This is a genomic window from Pseudomonas sp. c313 (assembly GCF_055407145.1).
Genome location: NZ_JBUZRD010000007.1, coordinates 184,693 through 211,233 on the forward strand (window position 1 = coordinate 184,693; position 26,541 = coordinate 211,233).

6 protein-coding genes and 2 pseudogenes are annotated in these 26,541 nt (G+C 61.1%); 3 read left to right on the plus strand and 5 right to left on the minus strand.

The window, feature by feature from the left end; all coding sequences use genetic code 11:
• Window positions 1-7: 7 nt before the first annotated feature.
• Complete coding sequence (locus ACZRKZ_RS19885) at window positions 8-1,657, minus strand: ShlB/FhaC/HecB family hemolysin secretion/activation protein (protein ID WP_463982511.1); 1,650 nt, start codon at window positions 1,655-1,657, stop codon at window positions 8-10.
• The gene (locus ACZRKZ_RS19890) at window positions 1,645-19,068 is read right to left on the minus strand and encodes a leukotoxin LktA family filamentous adhesin (RefSeq protein ID WP_463982512.1); all 17,424 of its coding nucleotides are present in this window, start codon (window positions 19,066-19,068) and stop codon (window positions 1,645-1,647) included. Before ACZRKZ_RS19890 ends, ACZRKZ_RS19885 begins: the two co-directional genes overlap by 13 nt.
• Before the next feature lie 209 nt (window positions 19,069-19,277).
• Here ACZRKZ_RS19890 and ACZRKZ_RS19895 point away from each other — a divergent pair, with 209 nt between their 5' ends.
• From ACZRKZ_RS19895 to ACZRKZ_RS19905, 3 genes and pseudogenes are all read left to right on the plus strand, one after another.
• Entirely contained in the window at window positions 19,278-19,862 is a 585-nt protein-coding gene (locus ACZRKZ_RS19895; RefSeq protein WP_463982513.1) for a response regulator, read from the plus strand.
• Between the two features lie 71 nt (window positions 19,863-19,933).
• A complete protein-coding gene (locus ACZRKZ_RS19900) occupies window positions 19,934-21,643 on the plus strand; it encodes an ATP-binding response regulator (protein ID WP_463982514.1) in 1,710 nt (569 codons plus the stop codon).
• 295 nt (window positions 21,644-21,938) lie between these two features.
• A pseudogene (locus ACZRKZ_RS19905) lies at window positions 21,939-22,239 on the plus strand (helicase-related protein); the annotation flags it as partial.
• Between the two features lie 427 nt (window positions 22,240-22,666).
• Here ACZRKZ_RS19905 and ACZRKZ_RS19910 read toward each other — a convergent pair.
• The 3 genes and pseudogenes from ACZRKZ_RS19910 to ACZRKZ_RS19920 form a co-directional block, all read right to left on the minus strand.
• Window positions 22,667-25,336 carry an RNA-directed DNA polymerase gene (locus ACZRKZ_RS19910; RefSeq protein ID WP_463982515.1) on the minus strand — a complete coding sequence of 890 codons (2,670 nt, stop codon included), beginning with the start codon at window positions 25,334-25,336 and terminating at the stop codon, window positions 22,667-22,669.
• Window positions 25,337-25,393: 57 nt separating this feature from the next.
• Window positions 25,394-25,840, minus strand: coding sequence for a hypothetical protein (locus ACZRKZ_RS19915; RefSeq protein ID WP_463982516.1), 447 nt, complete (start codon window positions 25,838-25,840; stop codon window positions 25,394-25,396).
• A gap of 76 nt (window positions 25,841-25,916) precedes the next feature.
• Window positions 25,917-26,275 (minus strand): annotated as a pseudogene (locus ACZRKZ_RS19920) (transposase); the annotation flags it as partial.
• Window positions 26,276-26,541: the final 266 nt, after the last annotated feature.

Below are 26,541 nucleotides of genomic sequence, written 5' to 3' on the forward strand. Positions count from 1 at the left end.
TTGATTTTTATCGAATGATCAATTGCGCCAGAACCTGGCCGCTATCCTGATCTGGTGTTACATCTTTAAGAGTGTTGGCCGCGACCAGGCTCAGGCTGACATGCCGCCCCCAATTGAAGTTCAGCCCAATACCCACGCTCATCAGGTCAACATCAGCCGTACCAAGCTCCATCGCCCGACCGTAATCGAAGAACACGAATGGTTGTAAATTGTCATTGAAACGCCAGTAGGCTTCAGTGTTAAGGGTTATTCCCTGGGGCGAAGCAATCACCCCGGACTCATAACCCCGCACACTGCTGATGCCGCCAAACTGATACAGCAGCGCGGAAGGAAGACTCTCTGTGTCGGTGGCGAACTGCCAAGACAATCGGCTAACCAGTTGATAGTCGGTTTGGATGTCGCGGCTCAAGTAGCCAAGACCATTGAGCAACTGGTAGCTATCACCTTCGCCGTTCACGGCATTGTCCGCCGAAGCCTGGCGCAGGCGTTGCTCATAGCGGCCATACCAGGGCCCGTCACGGTATTCGACCTGCCCCTTGAGGATCACATCATCAATATCCACCTCGCTTAGCAGCAGGCCATCTATGGTCGATTCGGAGGTCTGGTGGCTGTAAGCCATACCACCCAGCAAGGTCCAGTTCTTATCGACCCACCAGGGCTGGTCGTAACCCAGTCCGTAGGAGGTCGAATCACCCTCGATATTCAACGCAGCGAAGGGGCCCTTCTCAATGCTCATGGTGTTGGTGCCGGCCTCGAAATAAACAACACCGTTGTGACGGTTGATTGGACGGCTGTAGCGCAGGCTGCCATATTCCGAACCAGAAGTGGCGACCACTACGGCATTCAACGCATCGGCGACGCCGGTCGGGGAAAACCAGGTCAAACTGCCGCCATACTGCTCGCGGCCAGTGCCTTCGCTGCCGTAGTTGTTGAGAAACACTGACCACTGCCACGGATCGGGTTCGAAGGCCTGCAGATCGACCCGGGTGGTACCAAAGCCCTGACCCGGCACCAGACTGGCACTGACCTGCGGCCCCGGTGAAGTGCTGTTGAAACGCGAAATAGCAGCCATCAGCGCAGGGCTGTCCAGTGTTTCCCCCGGCGTCACTTCGATGCGTTCCCGATAGAACGCTTCATCTACGTACTCAGGCGCTTTCTGCCAGCCGAGCGAATCAATCTTCGCCTCGACCAGTACGATGCTAAGCACCCCATTGCTGATACTTTGCGGTGGCACCACAGCACGCGCGGTCAGTTGTCCGGCCGACTCGTAGATCGTATTGATCTTTCGTAACAGCTCGTTGATGTCTTTGAAGCTAATGCTACGACCCACATAGTCACTGGCTAATGCCTGCAACCGCGCCTTATCAATGAAGACCGAAGGGTTGAAGTGAATACCGTGTAACACAAAGCTTTCATCACCCGAGGGCAACTCCTGCGATGGCGCTATCTCACCCTGCAGCGCCGGCACCTCAATACGCCGGGCACGCTCCTCAATTTCACGCTGACGCTGGATCTGCTCCTGCTGATTACGCTGCAGACTTGGATTGATCTGCCCCGGCACACCCGCGGGAATAAGTGTGGCCGCCTGGGCCTGCGCAGCGACCAACAGTCCGACAACGCTCAGCCCGGCCCAGTGACCCTTGATCAAATTTCCCACTTGCTAACCTCTTCACTGGTCGACGGCTGTTCTGGCAGGTCGAGATTGATGCGTAGCTCAGCAGGTTGGAGCTGCCAATTGGCGACCCAGCCACCGCCGGGGACGCGCAATGCAGCAGCATCAAGTAGCGATGCCAGTCGCGCTAAGGTGAACCCGTTGGAGAGGAACTGCTCGCCATAGCGTGCCGCGGTCATGCCCTGGTACTGAATGCCACCGGCGCCTTCGTGATCTTCCATGAAGTTCGGCACAAGTACTTGGTGCGTGTAGGCACGGTGCAGTACATAGGCGTTGGTAGTACTGGTCAGTTGGTTCTGCGCGAAGCTGAAGGCACGATCCTTCTCGTAGAGCTGGATGTCAGCGCCGCCCAGATAAGCCGGGCTGGCGTTGTTCATCAGGATTATCGCCTGCGAGGTTTGCAGACGCATGCGATCCACGCCTTGGGCATCGTCGATCGCCAACTGGGCACCACTCATCTGCACCTGGCTGTCCGAAACGTGTAATTGGGCGATCTGCACCTGGCCAGCCTGCAAGCCGAGAACCAGACGATTGGCGATGGCATCGCCGCTGCCGGTGATATCCAGGTTCAACTGGCCTGCACCGGTATGCTGGCCATACAGCTCGATATCCTGGCCATGTAAATCGGCGCTCTGGCCGATGCCGGCACCCGCTACCCGGATCAGATTGCCCGCCCACAGGCTCATGGTCGGCGCCTGCATCCGGTCGACGTCGATGCTGCCCGGACCGGCCATAGCATTGCGCCAGCCGGCATTGATGGTCACGCCCTGATCTGCCACCAGCTCATTGCCGCGAGTGTCGAGGATGCTGTCGAGCAGCACCTGACCGGCCGCCAGCAGACGGGTGAAGCCAATGTCCTCGTCAGCGAACCAGCTCTGATTGCCGCCGCTCTGGCTGGTGCCGACGCGGATGGCGCCGCTGGCCAGCAGATCGATGTCGTGGCTGGCATTGAGCTGATTCAGGCTGAGGTCCTGGCCGGCGACCCTGATCAGGCCGTTACCGGCGAAGATGCTCGGTACGCTGACGTCGCCCGCCGCACTGAGCAACACGTCGCCATTCACTGCCGCACCCTCGAACAGGCCGCTGGAATGGATGCCGGTACCCATGGTGATGCCACCACCGGAAGCGGTGATGGTCACTGTCCCGCCGGCATCGACGCCCTGGGTCAGGTTGACCGCGCCTCCGGAGGTGACCAGCACATTGCGGCCGGCACGGATGGCTTCCAGATCGATCTCGCCGCCGACGGTGAAGGTGAGGTCGCGGCCTGCTTCAGCTACACCGGTGACGTTCAGGTCGCCGCCGACACCCACGGTGAGGTCGCGACCAGCGCGCAGGGAGTAGGTGCCGCCGAAATCGACGTTGACCACGCTGAGGTTGCCGGTGGCGACGATACCGACGTCGTTTGCAGCGTCCACCTTGAGCGCATCGATGTTGCCGTGGCCCAGGCTGGCGTCACCGTTGGTTTGCAGGAAGACATCACCCTGCAGACTCTGGGCACGCCCAAAGCGCAGGTTGCGGCCAAACATCTGCAGCAGCCCTTCGGCCTCGGCGTTGCCGCCGAAGACGTCGCCGTCGGCACGCACCAGGATGTCCGCACCGGACTTCAGGTGCGACGGCACCAGCACGTTCGGCGCGGCCGGATCGGCCAGCGGCCCAAAGTGAATGTCGGCCAACGACCCGGCCAGCGTGGTCAGGGTGAGGTTGCCGCCGCTGGTGCCGGTGCCGATGCGCAGCGCATTGGTGGTGGCATGCACGTCCAGCGTAGTGGCCGCGGTGACGTTGCCCAGGTCCGTGCCGCCGGCGTCGATCCACACGGAACGCGTGGCGCTGTGCAGTTCGTCGGCACTGACCGCACCGCTGAAGTCGATCCGTACGTCACCCAGGGCGCTGTTAGCGGCGCCCAGGCTCAGGCTGTCACCGGACAGGTCCAGATCCTGGCTGGCGTTCAGGCTGTCGATGGCCACGGCGCCGACACCGTCAAGCACAACCTGCGCGTTGCGGCTGGTCACCGAATCCAGCGAGACGTTGCCGGCGCTGGTGAGGAACTGCGCCAAGGCGCTGGTCAGCGAACCTTCCTGGATACCACCCAGCAGGGTCAGGTAGAGCGCTCCCTGGCTGCTGGTGATGTCCAGATCGAGACCACCGACGCCGACTTTCCAGGTCGGGCTGCCGATATCGCCATGGCTGAGCAGGGTCAGCTGGTTGGCAGCGGTCCAGGTGCGGCCGGCCGCATTGGCCTGCAGCTGGTGTGCCTGGATATCGATATTGGCGCCGCTGGCGGTGGCGGACAGGTTGCCCAGGGTGGCCCCATTGCTGACCCGCGCGAAGATGCCATTGCGGGTTGCCAGGCTGGTGCCGCTGGTCATGTTCCACTGGTTAGCCAGGTTCAACACCAGGCTGCCCAGGTTCCAGTCAGCGGTCTGTTGCAGGTCGCGGGTCTGACCGATATCGAGCAGGCCGCCGACCGTGGCGGAGCCCACCGTCAGCACGCCAGGCGCACTGGCTGCGCCCTGCAAGCCGCCCAGGTAGGCGTCGCCACCGATATCCAGCGTGATCTGCTGGCCGATGCCGGAGGTACCGAGCTGGACACGGTCACTGAAGCTGCCGACATCGCCGGACACGGTCAGGGCGATGTCGCCGCCCAGCAGATTCTCACCCATCTGGCTGGCGGAGGTCAGGTTGCCGCCGGTCACACCCAGGGTGATGCCGTTAAGGCCGGTCAGACGCTGGATGCTCAGGTTGCCGTGGGCCACCAGGTTCAGCAGCTGAGCACGGGCAGTCAGGTCACCGGTAATGCTGATATTGACCGCGCCGTTGCCACCGATCGAGCCGGCCGAGGATTCCAGCAGCACGTCATGACCGCGCAGCACCACGTTCTGGCCATTGGCACTTTCGATGTTGCCGTTGGTTTTGATGTGAATGGTGTCGCCCTGCACGTTGTACAGGTTGAGATCGCGTTCGCCGCCGAGGAAGACATCGCCGGTGGCGGTCACAGACAGATTGCCGCGTGCCGCAATGTTGACATCGTCACGCTGGACGATACGCAGCTTGGTTTTGTCGTTGATGTCATCGAAGTAGACGTCGTCGTGCTCGGCACCTGCCAGCGCTGCCAGTTGCGCGGTGGTCAGGTTGCCGATGCCGGCGCCCAGGTCCACCAGCACGTCGGCGTCCAGCACCTTGCCGATGCGCCGTGCTTCAAGGATGACGTTGTTGCCTTCGATGTTCAGCTGCTCAAGCTTGACCTGGGTGTTGGTGCCGCGGTTGAGCAGTGCCGAGGAGATCGAGAACTGCAGCTGATCCGGCGTCCATTCCGCGGTGCCATCGAGCTTGGCGAGTTCTGCCGTGCTCAACTGGTAGCGGAAGCTTGCGTCGTAGCCGTTGGCCGAGTCGAAGCGGTCATGCAGCGCGCTGTATTCATTGACCCGGCGCAGTTGCTCCTGGGCAATCTGGTCATCGCTCCAGCCCAGTACCTTGAGCTGTGCAACCTGGTTGGCACCCAGCAGCGCCTGGCTTTCGTCGAAGACCTGGACGTTGCCGAGGCCGTCGGTACGCATCTGCCAGTAGCGCTCGTAGCTGCGCTGACCGCTTTCCTCCAATACACGCTTCTGCTCGTCCAGTGCAGCCTGCGCAGCGGGGCCGGTGAGGCCCATGTCGGCCCAAAGGGCCTGCATTTCGGCAAGGGTACGGGTGTCGTAACTCAGCGTGGTGTTGGCATCCAGCAGGTCGCCATTGGTGACCCGCAGGTGCACGTCGCCGCCAGCGATGACCCGGTCCACCGCCAGGTCGCCGCTGACTTCGTTGAGGAAGATGCCGCCCACTGCGCCGGCATTCAGCGCCGCTGCGCCAGCCATGGCGCCGGTGGAATAGCCGGTGTCGATGTTGATCAGGCTGCCACTGCTACCAATGCTGCCGTGGCTGGATTGCAGGTTGATGGCATGACCCTTGATGGTCACGCCGTTGCCGGCAGTGATATTGCCCTGGGCACTCAGGCTGATGTTGCCGCGGCCGGACTCCAGTTTGGACAGGTTTACGCCACCACCCAGTGCGCGCAGTACCAGATCGCCCTGTGCCGAAGCAGCCGAGAGCGTGTTGCCCACCTGCACCGCGAAGCCCTTGCCATCGTTACCAATGCCGTAGCCCGCTTGCAGGGTCAGATCCCGCGCAGCAACCACGACCTGGTCGGAGTTCTGCAACAGCTGGCCACCGGTGGTAATGCTGGTGCTGCCGCTCTGGTTCAGGATCGAGCCCAGCAGCGTAACGTCACGGCCCGAGTTGATGTTGACCAGGCCGGTGTCGCTGCCGATGAAGCTGATATTGATCGGCCGGTCGGCACGCACCTGATTGCGATGAATGACCTGCTCACCCTGGACGCTGGTGGTTTCGTTCCAGCTGCGTTTTTCATGGCACCACAGGAACCAGGCTTCACAGGTGGTCCAGGTACGTGTTTCAACGCGCGGATCACCTGAGGGGAAGGTGGTGCTGGTGCTGTGGATGTCCCCGGGCGTGCCGTAGAACCCGGTGCCCATGTAGTCGGCACCGTCGATGGGTACCTTGGCCGGATCGGTCCAGACTTTTCTGTCCCAGAGCGTACCTTCACCGGAATTGAAGAGTCCCCAGACCTTGTCCTTGTAGTAGGTCTCAACGGTGGTGGTGGCCTGTTTCTGACCGGTCAGCCAGACGTAGCTACGCCCTGCGACCGGGTTGTAAACCGCGTTGCGGCCCGTTGCCACGTAATTCATGGCTGCGTCCAGCACACCCTGGCTGTATCCCTCGCGCTTGTTGACCACATAAGCATTGCGCGCCGCATCGAAATCACGGGTGTAAACCGTCGACCAGACATACTGCTGGTTGCCCGAGGTGCGCACGTCGTTGATGCGCAGCGTGCCGTGGGTCTCCATACCGATGTCGATGGTGTTGAGACTCAGCTGATAGCTGCTGTTATTGGTGATGCGCACCTGCGAATAGCCGTCCAGCACGTTGAGCTGGCCGTTGCCGGTGCTGAGGATGTGGCCGGTCAGCTCCATATAGCCGCCGGACACCTCGACGCTGTCCATCACCAGGCGTTCGTTCAGGAAGTCGTAGCTATAGCCCAGCCGGCCGGTGCGTGCATCGGTGGTCGACAGTTGCAGGTAACGCGCGCCGCCGCGGTTGTAGGCTGCGCGGCCGTTGCTGATGCGGTTGGCCAGGCTGACGCTGTCATCGATGGTCGCCGCCCAACTGGCTGCACCGCTCTGGATGGTGCCATTGATGTTCAGGTACTGGGCGCTGATCACCACGTTGTTGGCTGCCACCGTGGATTTGGTCGGCGCCTGCAGGGTGGTGCCGGTGCTGCCCGCCGGATCACCACCGGCGTGGTAGAACGGCGTGCTCGAGTTGAGCACGAAATCACGACCGGCGCTGATGGCGATGGTCTTGCCACGCACGTCGGCGTTTGAATAGATGCTGCCGTAGGAGGCGGTAACACTCACTTCGCCGCGCTGGTTGAAGATCCGTCCGTTGATGTAGATGTCCGGCGCCGGGGCACGCAGGCCATCCACACCCACCACCCCATGCTGCGGGTTGTAGGTGTTGATCACGCTGATCACCGGCTCGGGCGAAGTGGCCGAAACGGTCAGACTGAAATTGGCACTGCCCTGGCGGTTGGCGGCGTTGATTTCGCCGACGGTGGTCAGCGAAACGTTGTTGAACAGCAGCTGGCCACCCTCATGGTAGGGGATTTCCAGACCGCGAATGTCCAGGAACGCCGAGCTGTTGTTGACCACGCGAATCGAGGCATCGCCCGGCGCGCTGAGTTTGCCGCTGCCGACCAGCGAGTCGCCAACCACCCGCACGTTGCCCGGTTTGGCCAGGATCGGGTCGAGCTGGAAGATGTAGATCTTCTGGTCTTTGGCCAGGCTCGCAGTGCCGGTGCCACCCATTTCCCGATACAGCTTGGTCAGGGTCTGCTGCAGCAGGTTGCGCTCGGCCTGCATGGCCGTGCGCTCGATCTCGGAGATGCCGTAGTCCACCAGCTGCTTGTTGATCTGATCGATCCGCGCACTGATGTATTGCGAGTAGGTGCCCTCGATCAACCGGTAGGTGATATTGGTGTCGCTGGTGGTGACGACCGGACGAACTTCGATGGTGTCGCCCGGGGCCGGCGTCCGCGAAGCAAGTTGTTGCAGGGTCATTTCGACGCCGTTGACCCAGTAGCTGAGGCCTTCGACGGTGACCGAACGATTGTTCAGGTAACCGGTGTTGAGGTTGCCATTGACCGTGACCACCGCCGAATGGACGTTCACCGCCGAACCGCCGGAGCGCTCCACGGACAGGCCGATGGCGTTCAGCGCCTCGGTGTAGAGATCCTTGGCGATGCCCTTGCCGAGCAGATTACCGTAGCCCTTGTCGGCGTGCGCATAGATATCGCCCACGCTGTTGACGTTCGCCCCGCCGTCCACCGTGACCCGCGCATCGCGCTGGTAACGGGCGTCGGCACCCGGATCGTTCACCACCGGGAAGGCGGTGTTGTTCCACAGGTCGGTGCGCGCCACCAGGGTCGCCTGGTTGGAACCGCCGGCGAGGTCCTGACCGGCATACAGCTTGACGTCGCCATAGCCGAGCATACTGCTGCCAGCCTTGACGTTGACCGCATAATTGGCCACCACGCGCGACAGGCTGTCGCCCATCGCGGCGCCAGCCAGGCCCCAGGTCTTGCCGGCGCTGTGGGTGTCGATGTCGTACACGCCACTGGCACTGAGGATGATGTCGCCAATGCTCTGCAGCTTGGCGCCGCTTTCGATGTCCACGGTTGCGTTGGCGCGGGTGACATCGACCTTGGAGTCTGCCTTGGCGATGGCAATAGCACCGCCGCTGTCGAGTTTGACGCGGTCACGGGCGAAGACATCATTGAACGCCGAGACACGCAGATGCTCGGGCGTGCGGAAGTCGCCGACCAGGTTCACCTGGGCATTGCTGCCGACGCGGCTGAGGGTGGTCAGGCTGATGGTCGAAGTGCTCAGCGCGGCCGCCGCATCCAGCACGCCGCCGGAGCCGGACTTGACGTTGTAATCGCTGCTCGCCGCCTTTATCACCTTGGCCTGGGCGCTCTGATCGTAGCCATAGCTGTCGATCTTCGAACCGGCCGCCAGCAGGCTTTCGGTGGTCAGGGTCAGGGTGTTCTTGGCGTGGGCACCGCTGGCGCCCACCAGGGACGCATTGACGCTGTCGACAAAGGCGTTGAAGCGCGAGGTGTGCAGCGCGCTGAGCTGCAGGTTCTGCAAGCGCGCCGCGCTGCCGCCACTGCCCACTGCCAGCAGCTGCGCGCGGGTAGTGCCGGTATCGCGAGTATTGGCGATCGACGCCGCGCCACTGACCAGGCCACCCTGGCCGGCCTGCGAGCGCGCCTCGTTGTCCACCAGGCTGGTGGCCGACACGCGCAGCAGCTGGATATCGCCGTTGAAAACGCCGTTGACCAGCGCCTGGGTACGGGTATCCGACAGTGCTTCGGAAACGTGCGCGCCGACGGTCAGCAGGCCGCCGGCATAGCCTTGGGTCTTGGCCCGCTGGTGTACGTCGCTGGTGGCGCGCAGTTCCCAATCACCACCGGTACCGTTGAAGCGGGTGCTGCTGGCACTTTCGACCAGGCTCGTGCTTTCGTTGACGGCGCGCGCCACCACCGCATTGGCGGAGACACCGAAGCCACCGGAAATGCCCAGCGCATCAACCTCGGCACTGCTGGCCCCGTCCTGACGAGCGATGTTGGCCGAGATATCGGCACTGCGTGCCGTCAGCAAGGCATTAGCGCCCAGGCTCAGAGCAGCGCTGGCCTTGGCCAGCGCATCGACCACCGACGCCCCGGCGGCGACATAACCACCCAGGGCAATACCCTGACTGCTGGCCTTGATTTTCGGACTGGCCGTCGCGCTCAGCGTCAACAGGTTGGTTGCCTTGAGGCTGGCGCCGTTGCCCACGGTGAGGTTCGCCCGGCTCTGGTCGCGAGCGATCAGCACGGTGGCGTTGATGCCTGCCAGAATCCCGCCGGCAGCGCCGCGGCCGATCAGCTCAACGGCACCCTGCGAGGTGCTGGTCAGATCCAGGTCGCTACCGGCTTCCAGTGCAGCACCGGCGTCAACGTCCAGGTTGACCCGGCTGTCATGCGCCGCGACACCCAGCACCAGGCCGGCACCGGCACCGGCACCCACCGCCGCACCCAGCGCCTGCACCTTGAGCGACTGGCTGTCTTCGGCCAGGCCCTTGAGCAGGCCGCTGGTCTTGACTGCACCGTCCAGACCGACGTTGACCTGATTGTTCATCACTGCCACGCCAACCGCCGCGCCGAGGCCCGCACCGAAGCCGGCCACGCCACTGAGGCTGTGCACTTCCACCGCGGGACTGCCGGCACGCAGATTGCCGGACTTGGCCGACAGATCCAGCGAAGCAGCGTTGAGGCTGCCATTGAGCAACTCGGCAGTGACCCGGGCATTGGAGAGGGTCAGGCCGAAGGCGCCGCCCACTGCGGAAACACCGGCTACCGCGGCGCCGGTCAGGTTGCGACTGAAGAGTTTGTCCTCGGCCTTGACGGTGCTGGCGCCGGTGGTGGTGATGCTGCTGTCGCTGACCCGGGCCAGGGTCTCATGCTTGCGCAGGCTGCCTGCGTCAAAACGATCGCCCAGGTCGGTTTTGTTGCTGTTCACGCGATTCTTGGTCGCCGAATCGGTTTTGCTCACCAGCTCGTACTTTTGCGTGCTGTCGTTCCACTCGTAGGCGTCGTAGGTCAGATCGCCGGTCTTGTCGGCCTGGCTGATGCTGTTGGCCTGGCTGAGGCTGCCGTTACCACCCTTGTCCAGCTCATCCATGGCGTTGAAATTTTCATCACCAGCGCTCACGGAGGTCGCGCCGGAGCCCAGCAGTACCAAGCCCATGCTGCCGCCCAAGGCGCTGCTGCCGACCGAGCCGGTGACGGTGTTCAGGCGGATGTCGCCCTCGCGCAAAGCGCTGAGGGTGAACTGGTTGCCGACCAGGGTTGAGCGATCGAACAGTGCACGGGTGGCGCTGTTGGCCACCAGCACGTTGGCGCTGCCGCCAACGCTGCTGCTGCCCGCCACCGCCGCACCGACGGTGTTGCGGACATTCAGGCTGTCCTTGGCGCTGATCGACAGGTGGCCAAGCGGCCGGCCGCCCTGACCAAAGTCAACCTGACTGGCGCCGGCTTCGGTGGTGGTTTCCACCACTGCGATGCCAATCGAACCCCCGACTGCCATACCGCCGCCGCCGGCACTGGCCACATTCATGGCGATGCCAGTGCTGTTGTTGGCCGTCACCTCGGTGCCGCCGCTGAGCACGCGAGTGCGGGCAGCAGTCGCAGCGTTCAGGTCTGCGCCCAGCCAGGCGCGGGTGACGCTTTGGTTGTAGAGGGTCGCCAAGGCGCCGGACACCGCCACTGCACCTCCGGTCAGGCTGGTGGCATTCGGTGCCAGGCGCTGCAGGGCGCTGGCGCTGACCTTGAGCGAACCGACATCCAGCTGGCTGGCGCCATTGACCAATGCCTCGGTTTCACCCTTGAGGATGACCAGGCTGGAAGAGATACCCGGGGCCACGATGGCGCCGGAAATGCTGGCGATGATGGTCGAGACATACTGGCCCGAACCGGCCGATACCTCGGTCAAGCCCCGGCTGTTCAATTGCAAGCCGCTCAGGCGCGCCTGGGTCAGGCGGCTGATGATCGTGTTGTCGACACCCGCACCGACTGCCGCAGCACTCGGGCCGCCGGCCACGGCAGCCAGGTAGCCAGCCGTGTAACTGTGGCTGTTGGCACCGACGCGGACATTCTGGGCGGTACCCGCGCCTGCGGCCTGGTTGATCCGCGCGCCGTCGATATAACCCAGGGTGCTGCCGCCCAGCACGGTGGTGTTGACCACGCCGGAGACTGCGGCACTGGCCAGCGGCACCACTGCCAGACTGGCGGACAGGGCGATCTGGCCGACCTGTTGAACCGAACTGGCCTGCACTGCCAGACCGGTAATTTGATGCTGACGGATCGACAGGTTCGGGTAAGGGTTGAACTGTTCGGCCTGGATCCACTCGTAGTCATCGCCCGGGGCGTTGTTCAGCGCCCCGCTGTCCACAAGCAGCTTATCGCTGGCATCCGCCGCCTGTGCGCTGACGGAAGTGCCCGAACCGTCGATAAACGCCTTGGTGTTGGTCTCCACCACGTTAACCGTGGCCAGGGCAGCAATGGCCGCGTTGCCGGCGCCGGCAGCAGAGACCGCCGAGCCGAGGATGCTGTCGAGGTTGCGCGCACTGACCGCGATATTGTTCTGCGCCAGCACCTGCGCCCCGCCGCCGATACGTGCCTGGGTCAGGGTCTGGATGATGTTGGTGGCCGCCACGGTGGAGACCGCTGCAGTGCCGGCCCCGCCGCCAGCGAGGATGCCGGCGATGATGTTGGCCTTGGAGTTGGCGTCGACACGCAGATTACGCAACGCCCAGCCGGCACCGAGGTTGCCGGTCAGGCTTGCATGGATCTCGCTGTCGACGCGGTTGATCGCGGTACCCACACCCACTGCGGCGCTACCGGCACCGGCCACACCGCCGGAGCCTGCGTGGATGCTTGAGGTGTCGCTGGCCAAAATCTCGAAGTTGCCGGCCGAGCCGCCACTATCGGTAACCTCGGCACGGGTCTGCGCTGCAATGTTGTTGCTGGTGTTGGAGAAGGCGACACCTGCACTGCCACCACCCACGCCAGCAACCGCCAGGGTCAGGATGTTGCCGTCGGTGGCGGCCTTGACCAGCGCATTGCCGGCGCCCAGCAGCAGACTGCTGTCGACAATCCGCGCGATACGCTTCTGGTTGATGGTGCTGACTGCAATGGCCGCGCCTACAGCCGCAGTGCCAGCGCCCTGGGCGTTGCCGGCCAGGGTCTTAACGTCGGCGGCGCCGCGGCTGACGTCGACCAGCACCGATCCAGCCTCAACGTCGGATTCCTTGATCTCGGCGCGCTCTTCGCCTTCGATCACGTTGATCGCAACCGAGCCACCGACTGCCGCAGTACCGGCACCACCGGCACCGACTGCAACCGAGCGGATGTTCGAAGAACCACCGCTGGCCAGGGTCAGGGGGCCTCCGACGGTCAGGTCGCTGTCGATGACCTCGGCCAGGCGCTTGGAAAGGATAATGTTGTTAGTATCGGCGATACCCACCGCCGTGGTGCCCGCACCACCGAAGGCACCAGCCAAACTCCAGATGGTCCGATCGCCAATGGCCGCCGACAGATCCAGCGCGCCCACATTCAGGGTGCTGCCTTCGATGGCTGCACGTTCGGTGCCCTGCAACACGTTGCTTGTGAAGGAGCCGTTGACCGCCACGGTGCCGGCACCGCCACCCGCCAAGGCGATGGCATAAATGTTCTGCTTCGCGCCGCTGTGCAGGCTGGCATGGGAGAAACCGCTGATCTCGCGGCTGTTGCGGATCAGAGCTATGCGATCGGCGCCGATCCGATTGACGGAAATCGCGCCACCCACCGCAGCAGTACCGCCACCCTTCACCGAACCGGTCAGCGAGGCGATGGTCAGTCCGTTGCCAGCGCTGACGTCCAGATCCAAGGTCTTGCCGATTCCAGTGGTCACCAGACGGCTGTTGTCGATCAGAACCTTGTCTTCACCGTCGATCACATTGACCACGATGGAGCCACCGACACCGGCCGTGTTGCCACCGGCAGCGTCAATACCGACACCCCAGATTTCGCCATCCAGGGACGATCTGAGGTCGGCCGAGCCGCGCAGTTCAACGTCACTGTTGGTCAGACTGGCGCTGCGCTCGGCATCAATCAGGTTGACTGCAACGGCACCGCCCACGCCGGCCTGACCGCCCGCTGCGGAGAGGTTGAAAGCGATCGACCAGATGCTAGCGCCCAGGCCCGGCTGGCTGGCACTGATCGATAGATCACGCGCCGTCATGCTGGCGTTGTTCAACAGTGCGGTGGTGGTGTCGGCGATGCGGTTGAAGGTGATCGCACCACCCACCGCCGAACCGCTGCCGGACACTTGGCCGGACAGTGCCGCGGTCATGATGCGGCTCTGCAGGGCGGCGCCAATGTCGACGTCGCCGGTCAGGGTGTAATTGCCGTTGTCGACGGTCGCGGCAGCGGTTTGCTGCATGTCGCTGAGGCTGATCGCACCGCCCACCGAGGCGTTGCTGGAGCTGCCCGTGATGTTACCGGCCAGCGAGTAGGCGCCACCGCCCTTGGCGGCCTTGACCGTCAGGTTGTTGGCCTTGAGGGTCTTGCCGGTCATGTCGACGTTGGCATTGATGCTGCCACGCGCCACCACTGCGGTGGCGGAGCCCGACACGGCGTTTTCCTTGGCACCCGCAGCACCGATAGCCGCGGCCAGTACCTCGGTGCTGTTGCCAGCGTTGACGCTCAGGTCGCCGATCAGATCCACCGCGGTGTTGGCCAGGCTGGCCGTGTAATCGCTGCCGGTATAGACCACGCTGACTGCGCCGCCTACCGAGGTTTTGCCGCTGCTGGCGGCCACGTTACCGGCGATCGCCAGCACGGCTTCACCGGCAATCTGCCCGCTGAACAGTTTCTGTTCGGTGGTATTGCCGGTGGTCGAACCGTCTTCGGCAAACAGATCATCCTGGGTATCGATCCCACCGTCGATTTGCTGGGTGGTCTGCGCGCCATCCAGGTCCAGTTCGGTATGGCTCAGGGCGGTCAGTCCGGCCTGGGAGAACAGGCCGTCCAGCGCGGACAGGCCGGTAACGCTCTGGGCGTTAACGTTGACGTCACCACCTCTCAGGGAGGAATCGCCTGTGTCGGATTTGTCGACCTTAGCACGCACGTCGTTATCGACGATCACCAGGGAAATCGCGCCCGAGGCAGAATTGCTGTTCTGTCCAGTGGTCACCGCGACGGCAAGGGCACCTGCCAGCAAGCGCGCGGCACTGTTAGCCGAGACATCCAGGCGATTGAAACCGGTTGCCGTGCTGCCGAGCCAATCGGCAGACAGCTTGTTCTTCTGTACCGCCAGCACCAGGGAGCCGCCGACACTGCTGGCGCTGCCGTTGGAACCGGTGGCCAGTGAGAAGGAACCGCCACCCAGCAGGGTACGACTACGGTCGTAGGCTGTGACGGCAATACCCTGATTCAGCCCGGTACGCTGTTTGACGATGCTGTCTAGCACCAACGCCGCGGTAGTGTTGGTGATCACCCCGCCGGAGACCGACATGGCCACCGAGGTATTGTCATTGCCGGCGGTAGCCGCTGCGATACCCAGGCCCATGGCGACCTGATCACCGGCGCTGGCAGCCTGGATCTTGAGCAGGTCATTGTCGTTGAGCGTGGCGTTCTTCAGTTGCGCCTGGGTCAGGTTATACAGGTGGTTGTAGGCGATCGCACCGGCAATGGCCGCGCTGCTCTGGCTGCGCTGGCCACCGGCGAGGGTGAAGGCACCACTGCCCGAGCCGCTGAGCTGGTTGGTCTGATTGAGTGACAGTACCGTGACCTTACTGCCCTTACTTGGCGGATCGCGCGGATCAAGGACGATATCACCCAGCTGAGCGCGGGTCTTCTGGCCCACCACGTTGACGCTGGCCGAGCCAGCCAGCGCCAGCGACTGCTTGGTCTTGCCGGTGCCAGGGTCAGGCTTGTCGTCGAACAGGCCCTTGATCTTGTCAACCACCTCACCGATCTTATCGGGGACGCTGACGATGGTGTCCTTGATGCTGGTGGCTCCGCCCTTGGCACCGGCGATGCCGTTTTGCAGACCCGCCGACGCATCGCCAAAGACCATCTGCAGCAGGCCCTTGCCAATCTCCTCGACCGCGCCCATCACGCCCTTATCGGCGCTCTCGGCATCAGCCTCATCCTGCTTTGCCTGCTCCTCGGCCGTACGCGCCACAGCGCCAGCGACACTAAAAGCGCCGACCTGACCAGTGCTCTCGGCATTCACCAGCAGCTCGTCGACCACCCAGCGGGCATTACTAATGCCTGCGGCACCCGTACCCAAGGCACTGCTGCGCAGACTGCGGTTATCGCCAACCAACGCCTGCACATCGGTGTGCAGCACGTTGACTGCGACCCCGGCGCCGATGCCGGTTTCATTGGAAACCGCCAGCGCACCGGCAGCGCTCCACAGACCCAGCTTGTGATCAGCTGTAATGCCTACTTGCTCGGCATCAACACGGGTGCTGTTGTGAATCGAAGCGTTGATGTCGGAATTAACTACGCTGACCACCACCGCGCCTGTGCCGGCGACACTGGCGCCCTTTCCAGCCGAGGGTGTGATGCCGATGATCAGTTCTTCCTGGGTGGCGGTCACATCCACCCGCTTGCCCTTGACCGTGCCGTTGGCGCCAATACCGGCGCTGGCCTGGTTGTTACTGACCTGTACGTTAACGCCGCCACCGACAGCCTTGCCATCGGAGCTGTTGCCGAACAGGGCTAATGAAATGTTGCCGGCAATCGCCAGCTGCTGGATCTGATTGGCGGCACTGACATCCACGGCCGAGTCCCAGGCCCAGACAAACTCACGCAAGGCCTTGCGTGCCTTGTCTTCGTTGTTGTCCTTATCCCTAATGACCGGGAGGAAGCCATAGGGATTGGCCTGCCAGTTGTTGTCGGTCGCGGTTGCGGTCAGGGTGACGTTGTCACCGACCCAGGCAATGGCATCGATATCGGTGTTGAGCACCGCCACCGAGCCGGCCAGACCGGTTTCCTCGGAATTGCTGGTGGCATTGGCATAGACGCTGGCGATCTTTCCCGGGATAGCCGCAGCGCCCGGGACATGCGTCTTGAGATTCTCAAACACCTGGTCCAGCGAGTTCCAGCGATCCAGGCCGGCGAGATCCAGCGCCTGCATATTGCGCGCGGCAACGCCGATATGGCTGGCGTTGACACTGGTGTTGTCCGCGATCAGCGCCCGGGTGTGCTGGGTCAGCTGGTTGTAGGAGGCCGCGACACTGATGCCGATCTTGGTGCCGTCGTCCTTTTCGGCGTCGGCCAGCACCTTACTTTCGGCGCCATTGTGCAGGCTGCGCTGCTGCTGTAATGCGGTGACCGCCAGGTCGCCGTCCAGCGCCAGCCTCTGCGGCAGCGCCTGATTGCCACCGCCAATACGTGCCTCGACCTGATGATTGGCAATCCCCACAGCCACGGCAGAGCCGAAGCGCAGCTGGCTTTCAACCGGCCCCGCATCGGGCTTGATTTCCATACCCAGGAAGGTCTTGACCTTGTTACCAATGGCAGTGGTGAATTTCTTGAAATCTTCCTGCGACAGCACCTTGGCTTTCAGGCTGTCGAGCGTAGTCTTGCCTGCCTGAACGCTGGCGCTGTTGGATTGCTCGGACACCACGTTGGCCGCGTTGACGCTCAGGGAATGAGCGCCCAGATCGGCGTCAAAACGGGAGCGGGTGTCGCTGTTGAACAACGTCAGGGCCACCGCCGGGCCACCCATGGCACCCTGGCCAACGCTTTTGGAAGACGCGCTATTGCTCAGGCTCTGCTCGGTCAGGGCAGTGACGCTGACATCCCCGTCGACCTCATCCAGGTTCGCGTTACGGGCGACGCTGGCAATGGTCTTCAGGTCGGTATGGGCCATACTGAAGGCCGCCGAGAGCGTGGTGGCATTGCTGCCCCCGCCATCGCGCGTGGTGGCAGCAGTGCCTTCGACTTTCAGGCTGTCCTGGCTGTGGGCCAGCAGACTCAGGTCCTGGGATTCAATGGTGGCATCGTCGAGAATCTCGACCTTGGTCTCGCCAGCCAGACGGCCATAGGCGATACCGGCGTTGAACGGCAGTTTGCTGGTGATCACCGGCAGCGAGAAGTTCGCCGTGTCGACGTTGCGGGTGGTTTCAGCGCCCAGGTGCAGATCACCCGAAGCCCGGATGTTTGCCGTACTGGCAACAGTCACGCGCGAAGTACCCTCAGCCACGGCAAAGTTGGCATAAGGCAGCAGGGTGATGAATTCGCTGTAATTCGACGGCGGTACTGTGCCTTTGTCGTGGCTGCTGTCTATTGCATCAACCAACAGGGTGTAGACGTGCTCGGCGGCGCGCTCATCGGTCCAGCCAGCGTTCAGCAGCTTCACTTTTGCAATGATGGATTCCAGCTCGCCAACGCTGAAGAACTCGCCAAGCAGCCCGGAGTCAACGCTGACCTGGGTGACTGAACGCGCCGTGATGTCCTTAGCGATAAGGCTGCCGGCGATGTCAACGGAAGAATGCGCCTGAGCATAGCCGCCCAGCTGCCTGTCCACAGCCAGGGCTTCGACGCGGATATTGCCGGCCTTGCCGGCATCGGCGTGACCGGCATCCAGCACTGCTCCGGCCTTGATATCGAGCTTCGCGACACTATGACTGGAACCCAGATTCGGCTTGCTCTGGCGCTTAATGGCTGCTTCCAGCTGGACAACATCACTGATCGTGCTGCCATCGGCGTTGACCGCACTGAAGCTCAGGTCACTATTGGCCTGCAGGCTGATGTTGCCGGACTTCTCCTGGGAGCCGGCCAGGGCACGGGTGTTGATCTTGCCGGTGGATTCAACGGTGAGTTCCGGTGCGTTGACCTGCACTCCGCCACCACCGCCGTTGGCCATCAGCGCACTCAGCTCGCCGGAGATGGTTACATCGTCCTTGCCGACGATCAGGATGTTGCCGTCCTGACGCAGCGCCGCCGTGACGTTGACCAGGCCGATGGTGTTCACGGTTGCCTGGAACACCTGGGCACCGGCATTCACTTGTCCATTGCTAGCCACCATAGCGCTGGCGGCAAACAGATTGACCGAGCCAGCACTGTTGACCCGGCCCTGGATGCTGATATCGCCGGCGCCGGCGTTGTACTTGCCAGCCATCAGGTCGGCAGCCAGCGCAGTGCCCTCAGCGTCGCTGCCGTTGGTCATGGTGGCAGCCAGCTGGCTCATCTGCGCAGTACTGGGGGTGGTGACCGTCAGGCTGCCGACGTTGACCACACCGGAGGCACCCACCACCAGACCATGGGGGTCGGCAAAAATGATGTTGCCGCCGATGGAGCCGTCCTTGAGGCCGTTCAGGGTACCGTTGATCACCGTGCGCGAGTCGTGCACCAGGTTGACCAGATTGGCCTTGCCTGCGGGCACGTGCAGATTGACGGTATTGCCGGCGTTGACGTTAAAGTGGCCGAAGGAGTTGAAGCCAGTATTGCCACGCACCGTGCTGGTGGTGATGTCGGTCACCGTGCCGTTGGTCACCATGCTGGTGGCGGTGGGCATTCCCGTATGCAAGGTGATGGTATTAGTGCCGGCGTCCGCTGCCGCCCAGGCCGGGATCCCACCGATCGCCATGAGCAACGCTGCAGTGATTCGATTCGGACGAAAGGCCTCAAAGGAGTCAACCTTTTCCAAGGGTTGGACCACTGCATTCGAGCGACTGTTTACCGGCATATCAAAGCACCTTCCCTTTCACTTCGTAACGGCATCCACAAAGTCAATACCGCTGCACGTCATAAATGACGACCTCGCAGACTTTGATGGCTTTTTTTGTAAAAATCAGATTAGCGCCGACTGGTCATTTGGCAAATAGTCCATTTGGACTGATTACTTGCCAAGGCTCACAAGTACGCGATTGAATGAGCATCATGACAACTCATCTAATGCTGATCGATGACCATGCACTGTTCCGATACGGAGTCGGTATGGTCTTGGCTGCAGGGCTGGTTGATATCGATATTACAGAAGCGGCCTCACTTGAGCAAGCACTGCTGCAATCTGATGATGCTTTTGACTTGGTCCTGCTTGACCTTCAACTTCAAGGGCTGAATGGTTTGGACGGCATTGCGTTGATCAAGCGCAAATGGCCTCACTCCAAAGTCGTAATAGTTTCCGCGAATCAGGATAAGCACATTCAGGACGAAGCTTTAGCACGCGGGGCGCATGGTTTCATCAGCAAATTAGAAACGCCCAGCCGCATGCTTGAATTGGTCGGCCAAGTACTTGCCGGCCAACTGCCAGCAAGCACCCCAGTACCCAACCCAGACAAGAAGCCAAGGCTTAGCCCACGGCAATCCGAAGTCCTAGAGCTGTTGTGCTTGGGCTTGCCCAACAAGCTGATTGGTCGGCGCCTGAATCTGTCGGAAAATACTGTACGCGGTCACGTCCAGGCCATCCTTCAAACCCTGCAGGTGTCTAGCCGCTCGGAAGCTGCATTCGTGGCCCGTCGTCAGGGATTGATCAATTGAGAGCAGCGCCACTCCCTAGCAATTTGGAACAGGACATCCGCACAGAGCAGGTGCGGCTGGTGTTCCGCAGCATGAAGAGCTCGCTGTATCTGGGCAGCGCACTGGCACTGACTCTCACCCTGGTTTTCCACAGCGAGGAGAACCACAACGCTGTACTAAGCTGGCTTGCAGCGGTCATCGTGAGCCGCGTAATCAGTGTTGGTTATGCACGCGCTGCTTTACGCCGCGGGATAAACGCGGAAAACACATCTCGGCACATCCATTACATGTGTGTCATCAAGATCCTTGAAGGCGTGGCCTGGGGATCGCTGGTATGGATTGTGATGGGTCATACCAGCCTGGCCGAGCAACTACTGGCTATGGCCTCGCTGGCCGGGGTCAGCGGCAACGCCGTATCGCTGCTAGCCCCCGTATTTCCCTTATTCCTAAGCATGCAGCTCGCCCAACTGGCCGCCATGAGCAGTAGGCTGCTGACACTGGAAGATTCCTCCTTCGCCATTCTCAGTGTCGGCTGCGCGCTGTTCGTAGCCGGTCAGTCTGCCCAGGCTATGCTGGCCCAACGCACCTCCCGGCAATCATTAATACTGCGCTTCGAGAACCTCGATCTGATAGAACGTCTTAAGGTGGAAAGCGAGAACGCCGAACTGGCACGCGGCAAGGCAGAAGAAGCCAACCTGGCGAAATCAAAGTTTCTCGCTGCAGCCAGCCATGACTTGCGTCAGCCAGTACATGCCCAGGAACTGTTCCTCGAAGTGTTGACCAGGAGCGATCTGTCAGACTTTCAACACAAAATCCTTAACAATGCCCGCGCCGCCAGCCAAGCCTCGGCGCAGATGCTCAACACCTTGCTGGACTTCTCACGCATCGAAGCCGGGGTAATCGAGCCACAAACACGTTCTTTCCGCCTGCAACCACTACTCCACAAGCTCGAAAACGAGCTCGGCGGTCAGGCCGACAACAAGAAAATCGTTTATCGCTGCCGGGAGACCCAGCTGGCGGTGTATTCCGACGAGAACCTGCTGGAATTGATGCTACGCAACCTGATCACTAACGCGATTCGCTACACCGAAACAGGTGGCTTGCTGGTCGGGTGCCGCAAACGCGGCAAAAAAGTCGTGATTGAAGTATTCGATACCGGTATCGGAATCGAACCTTCGCAGCAGCGTGAAATATTTCAGGAGTTCCATCAGTTGGGTAATCCCGAGCGTGACCGGCTCAAGGGTCTCGGTCTGGGTCTTGCAATTACTCAAGGCCTGGCTCAATCGCTTGATCACAGCGTGACGTTATCGTCCCGCCCCGGACGCGGAAGCGTATTCCGCATTAGCCTGCCGTTAGCTACATCTGGTGAAACTAGCGATACATTCGCCTCTCCCAAAGACTCTCAGTTTCAAACTGGGCTGTTACAAGGCTTACGTATTCTTATCATTGATGATGACGAGATGGTACGCGAGGCCATGGTACATTTACTTTCAGACTGGGGATGCGATTGCAAAGCAGTAGAGCACACTAGTGGAGCGTTGGAACTTGTCGAGCAGTGGCCAGCAGAGGTGCTCATCAGCGATTATCGCTTGCGTGAAAATCATACCGGCGCAAATGCCATTGCCCAGATACGGGAAGTAATGGGCACCATCATTCCAGCCTTGATCATAACTGGCGATACAGCTCCAGAACGCTTACGTGAAGCGCTACAAAGCGGTTTGAAACTGCTTCACAAACCGATATCGCCGACTGATCTCTATCAGGCACTAGCCAAAATAGCGCCTGCAAATAGAATCGAATGAATTACACCTGCACGGCCGTACCCTAAATATTCCCATCGTATGTGGCCAAGTTATCTCAACAGCAGAGATTTACTGCTCTGCTGACTTTAATTTTCTATAGGGCTGACTGCTTTAGATAACGATTCCATTTGCCATCTAGGCAGGCCCTCCAGAAGATGTCGATATGCGGGGATGTAACAATCTATCAGCATGATCGCGCGAAAATACCAAACTCGTGCACGCTACTTTTATCGGACTCGCTGCGGTGAGGATGATCCCACTTCAGCGCAGATCTGCGAGGCTTTACTTGCAACACCCGGATGCCCAGCAGGTGATCAATGCGTTCAGGCACAGTGATTGCCGCTGGATCGTCGCCGTAGGGATGATCAGCGAAGGCACGGACATCCCTCGCCTGCAGGTGTGTTGCTACCTCAGTCGCATCCGTACCGAGCTGCACTACCGACAGGTGCTGGGACGAGTTCTGAGGCGCATGGGCGAGCCCGATGACCAGGCGTGGCTGTTCATGCTGGCGGAGCCAACGCTCCGGCGATTCGCTGAGCGCATTGCAGATGATCTGCCGGATGATTTGGCGGTGCTGAGCCGGGTGCAGATGCCCGTTGCCCCTGCTGGCTCGATGGCTGGTGGGATGGGGGCTGGCAGCGAGGCCGATGGTCGCAGTGGTGGCGAAGCTGGGCGGCCTCCAAGGGCTGGTGCGGCGGGCGGCTACTCTCTGGGGGATTATTCTGCCGAGCCGAGCTATCAGGTCAGTTTTTCTCAGCACTACCGGCAGCTGTTGTTGGCTTGCTTTTGAGGAGCGAGCGCCATCCATTGTTCAGGTTGGCGCCGGAGTAGATCCATCGATGAAACCACGGGCCAACAAGTCATCTAGGTAGTAGCCAATGCGCTCAAGGTAATCGAGCGCCCTAGCCTGGTCGGTGACGTCCATACCCCGTCCGATCAACTGGTCGAGTTGAGCGGCATAGCTTTTCTATGGGTTGGGGTAGCTGACTCAGCCTGCCATTCCGTTTGCGTGCAAATCAAGTTTCACTTTTGCGTCACCTTGCGGAATTTGGCGATGGAATATCCCTCGGGTACCGGCTTGTATGGGTCATCCTCACGCGGCCAGCGCTTTTCGCGACTTTGGAAGGCCCGGAGGTTGGCAATGTCCAGCTCCACGACCACCACATGCTCGTTTTGCCCACCGCGCAGTCGGCAGGCATCGCGCATGAAGTCCTTCTTGGCGGGGCTTCTGACTCGACTGTCGCCATAGCGCCTATTGTTCACAAGGGCGATGTGTGCATGAACATCCAGGCTCGCCGACTCGACCAGAGCTGCAAATGTCTCCAGATCCTGATTCCAGGAAAGCACCATCATGCAATCTACATAGCCCTGGAACTGCTGGCGGTGCGCAATGTTCTGCAGCTCGGAGCAGACCAGTACACCAAAGCAAAAACCGCCGTGGTTGTACACGGGCTTGCGTTCGCCGGCCAAATGCGCCGGCCATTGCAGTCCAAACAAACGTAACAATGTTTCCTCCTCACCCGCTGCGGGCAGGGACTTCGCTTGTCGGATCTGCACAGAAGACAGAAATCCAAGGCGATCATCAGCAAGCACCAGCACTGCCTCGCTGTGGACATTTGGAGGAGCGCCCCGGTGATAATCGAGCCCGGCGATCAGGCTGATTCCGGCGTCCTGAAGCAACCGGGATACGGTATCGATCCAGCGCTCAGGCAAGGCCAATTCAGGCAACAACAGGTGTGTTGGTCGCGGATTAGCATCAATGGCTTGATTGACCAGTCGTTCGATGCGCTTGTAACGGTCACGAGACAGGTCGGGCCGGCCACTCGCGCCTGCGCTGAAGCTATCGTCCGTGGTCAGCAGGCTACTGATGCCCAACCTCACTTTTGGTGTTGCTTTTCCCACCCCAATTCGTGCGAGGCGGGGTGATCCTGAGGCTCCTTCATCCGTACCCCCACCTTGAGCATTGGGTTCGTGGTCGGACTGAACCAACGAGCCCCACACCCATACCCCCCGCATCGCGCGTACATATCTTGCCCACCCTCGTGCCGGCGCGTTGCTCAGCCCGTCGAAGACGCACTCTTCCGGCAAGAACAACGACACTTCCTGTGTGGTGTAGGGCCGGGTGGGCAGCAGATATGGCAACAGCGATGGCGCCAAAGCATCGCCTGCCGTATCAGTACAACGCGAAGAAACACGCGAGGCGCCTGTGCCGTTGCCCGCATGGATAGATTTGTCCAGAAATTCGCGCAGGTCAGCTTCGTGTGGATAGAGGCCGTGCAGAAGCTGCTCCTGTTGAATAGCGGGGCGCTGGCGTTTCGAGTGGCGGCGCAAATGATCTTTGTAGGCGGTTTTTGCCCAGTCGGTTTCACGCAGCATGAGTGCCTGCATGGCAATGGCCTCAACACCTTTTCCAAGGCCGACCAGCTCGCAGACAGCAAGTGCGGTGTCGCCGAGCGGCCGCATCTCGCCCTTGCTGTGACTCCAGCGTAGCGCTCGAAGAACGGCGTCCCGCGCCAAGTCCAGCGTGGTCTGCCGAAGGCCGTTCCACAGGCTTTCGGTGACCTTATTGGCTTTAATTCCGTTGACCTTGACCGTTCTAGACTCTGTTCTGGCTTGCAGTGCGTTGAGGGCGCCCATGGTTGACTCAATCAGTCGCCGCGCATCCGGCCAGTCCATGAGGGCAACGGCCAGAGACAGCAAGCGTGGCAGGTAGTCCAGGTGGTCAAGGATCTTGTCCGGACGCAGGATGTGGCTGTGCGCAAACGCATAAAACTGCTTACGCTCTTGTTGCCAATCGTCTTCGCGCAGGTCGCGGGCCAGGGTCTCGACCGCTCGCAGCTGCACAGACCAACCCAGCCGCCGCACAGACAAGCCGTCTGCACGGCGCAGCGTATCGGCCTCCTCGGCTGCGTGGCCAGCAGCCGTCAGCACCTTGGCAGACGCCATGGACTCCAGCCGATCCGGTGACGGCATCAGCCTGCGCTCGCTGGAAACACTGCGGATCTGCGACTCGATATTGCTCAGCAAGTCGATACCACCGTGCCCCTGCAGGAAAAAGGCCTTCTGTTTACTCTGTTGCAGCAGCAACTTGGTCTTGCCTTGAAATCCACCGGGCAGGCTCAACAAGATCTGGCCGTTTTTGACCGCGCTAGGGGCCGGAAAGCAGCGTGTTCGCGCAGCGAAGTAGGCCAGTAAATCCTCAGCCGACACCAGATTGCCGGGGTCGCGCAGTACCAGAAATAGGTCATCCACGTAACGCCCGTAGTAGACCGGCGTCAGGCCGTGCTCTATGTCCCGGTCCAGGCCAACCAGCAGGGTGTTGGCTACCACACGCGAAATGGACAAGCCAATGGGCAGGCCGCCAACCGTGACCTCTCGTTTGCTGCAACCCAGCGCGTGCATCTGGGCCGCGATACGTTTGGACCACTCCACCAGCCCGGCAGTGAACGCCTTGGTGAAGTCGAGCTCCCATTCCGACAGTTCGATGCCGCTTTCGGCGAGGAAACGACTATCGGCTATAAAGGCAGGATCGATCCGGTGGTAATAGCTGTTCAGGTCCATCGAAATGGCAACCACCGCGTTGCCAGCTTCTAGCTCGGTGCGCAAAGCCTTCAGGCCTCGACTGCGCCATTCCTTGTAAGGGCCGAAGTAAGGCTGGAAGGAGCCCACCGCTTCCAGATGGTAATCCCCCACGCTGCCTTTGGGTGCACCAGGCTCGGGGCGATAGCGGCGCAGCCGCGAACCATAGGCTTATTTGGGCAGCACTGCGTCGAACCTGTGGCCAACCAGGTTGATCCACAGCGCTGATAAGACGTGCATATCGACCGGGAAATCGCCAATCAGTCGAAACTCCGGCGTCAGCTCATGCGAGGCACACAAGCGATCAAAAGCACGGGCAGGATCAGAGAAAAAGCCGTGTCCGTCGGGTGCCGCGCCCTTCATCGGCGCAGTGACCAGCTTCTTGGCCACCACCCGCGTTATCCCCAGGTTCTGTATCAGTACCTCAGCCACCTGCCCGGCCTGCAAGCTGGCAAGCAAGGCCGTCAGCCTGCTCGCTAAGTCCTGCTCATACTCGGCAAACTGGCTGGCAATGCAGATGGATCGCTCGAAAAAGCAATCAGCCTTGGCCTTCCTGAATGCAAAAAACAGATCCGCCAAGGTCACATGCTGCCAAGTGCCGATTGCTTCCTGTTTCATTGCGTGTAGTCCTTAAATTGTTGTGTACAGGCCGATTGCGACCAGCATCAAGGCAGCTCGCCGACTGGCGGGGTGCGATCTCGTTGTAGGTCGTCTCGCGGCAGACGTATGCATCTTTGAAGCTGGGTGGTGAGGCGAAGCTTGCGGGCAATCTGCTCGGGTGAAAAGCGTTGCCGCAGCAGATAGGCGACCAATTCAAACCGTTCACTTCCGGGAGCCAACTTCTTTCGGGGCCGGCAGGGCAATCGGTGCCTGCGCATGGTCCGCTGGGCATGTAGGGTGGTGTACGTACCTTGGGCATCGCGATTGCGCCGGATCTCGCGGCTGATCGTCGAAGAGCGGTTGAGCATTCCGGCCATGGCACGTAGGTTGCTGCCTGCGTAGCAGGCCGACCTGAAGGGTGGAGCGTTCTTCGACGCTGAGTTCGTAAAACATGGCAAAACCGCACCGGAAAGGTCGGGTGTTGCACTCAGTTTTTGCGGTCGCCCATGGAAAGGATGAAACTTTATTTTCACGTTTTCGGCGTTTTTCGAGGTTGGCCGAAAATTAGGATGGTACTTTAAGGCTTTTGGTCGTCACCCTAGCAAAGACTTAGCGAAGTACCTTCTCATGTTTTTAATCCGCTTAAGTGATTGAATTTTAAAGATTTTTATAGTGATTAGGCGCGCGTCGTAGTTTCCTTCTGCTCTCAGTATTAGGAT

What these genes read in the sequence shown, in the direction of transcription:
- ACZRKZ_RS19895 (WP_463982513.1), top strand. Translation starts at nt 19,278, where the DNA reads ATGCTGATCGATGACCATGCACTGTTCCGATACGGAGTCGGTATGGTC.
- ACZRKZ_RS19890 (WP_463982512.1), bottom strand. Translation starts at nt 19,068, where the DNA reads ATGCCGGTAAACAGTCGCTCGAATGCAGTGGTCCAACCCTTGGAAAAG.
- ACZRKZ_RS19900 (WP_463982514.1), top strand. Translation starts at nt 19,934, where the DNA reads ATGAAGAGCTCGCTGTATCTGGGCAGCGCACTGGCACTGACTCTCACC.
- ACZRKZ_RS19915 (WP_463982516.1), bottom strand. Translation starts at nt 25,840, where the DNA reads ATGAAACAGGAAGCAATCGGCACTTGGCAGCATGTGACCTTGGCGGAT.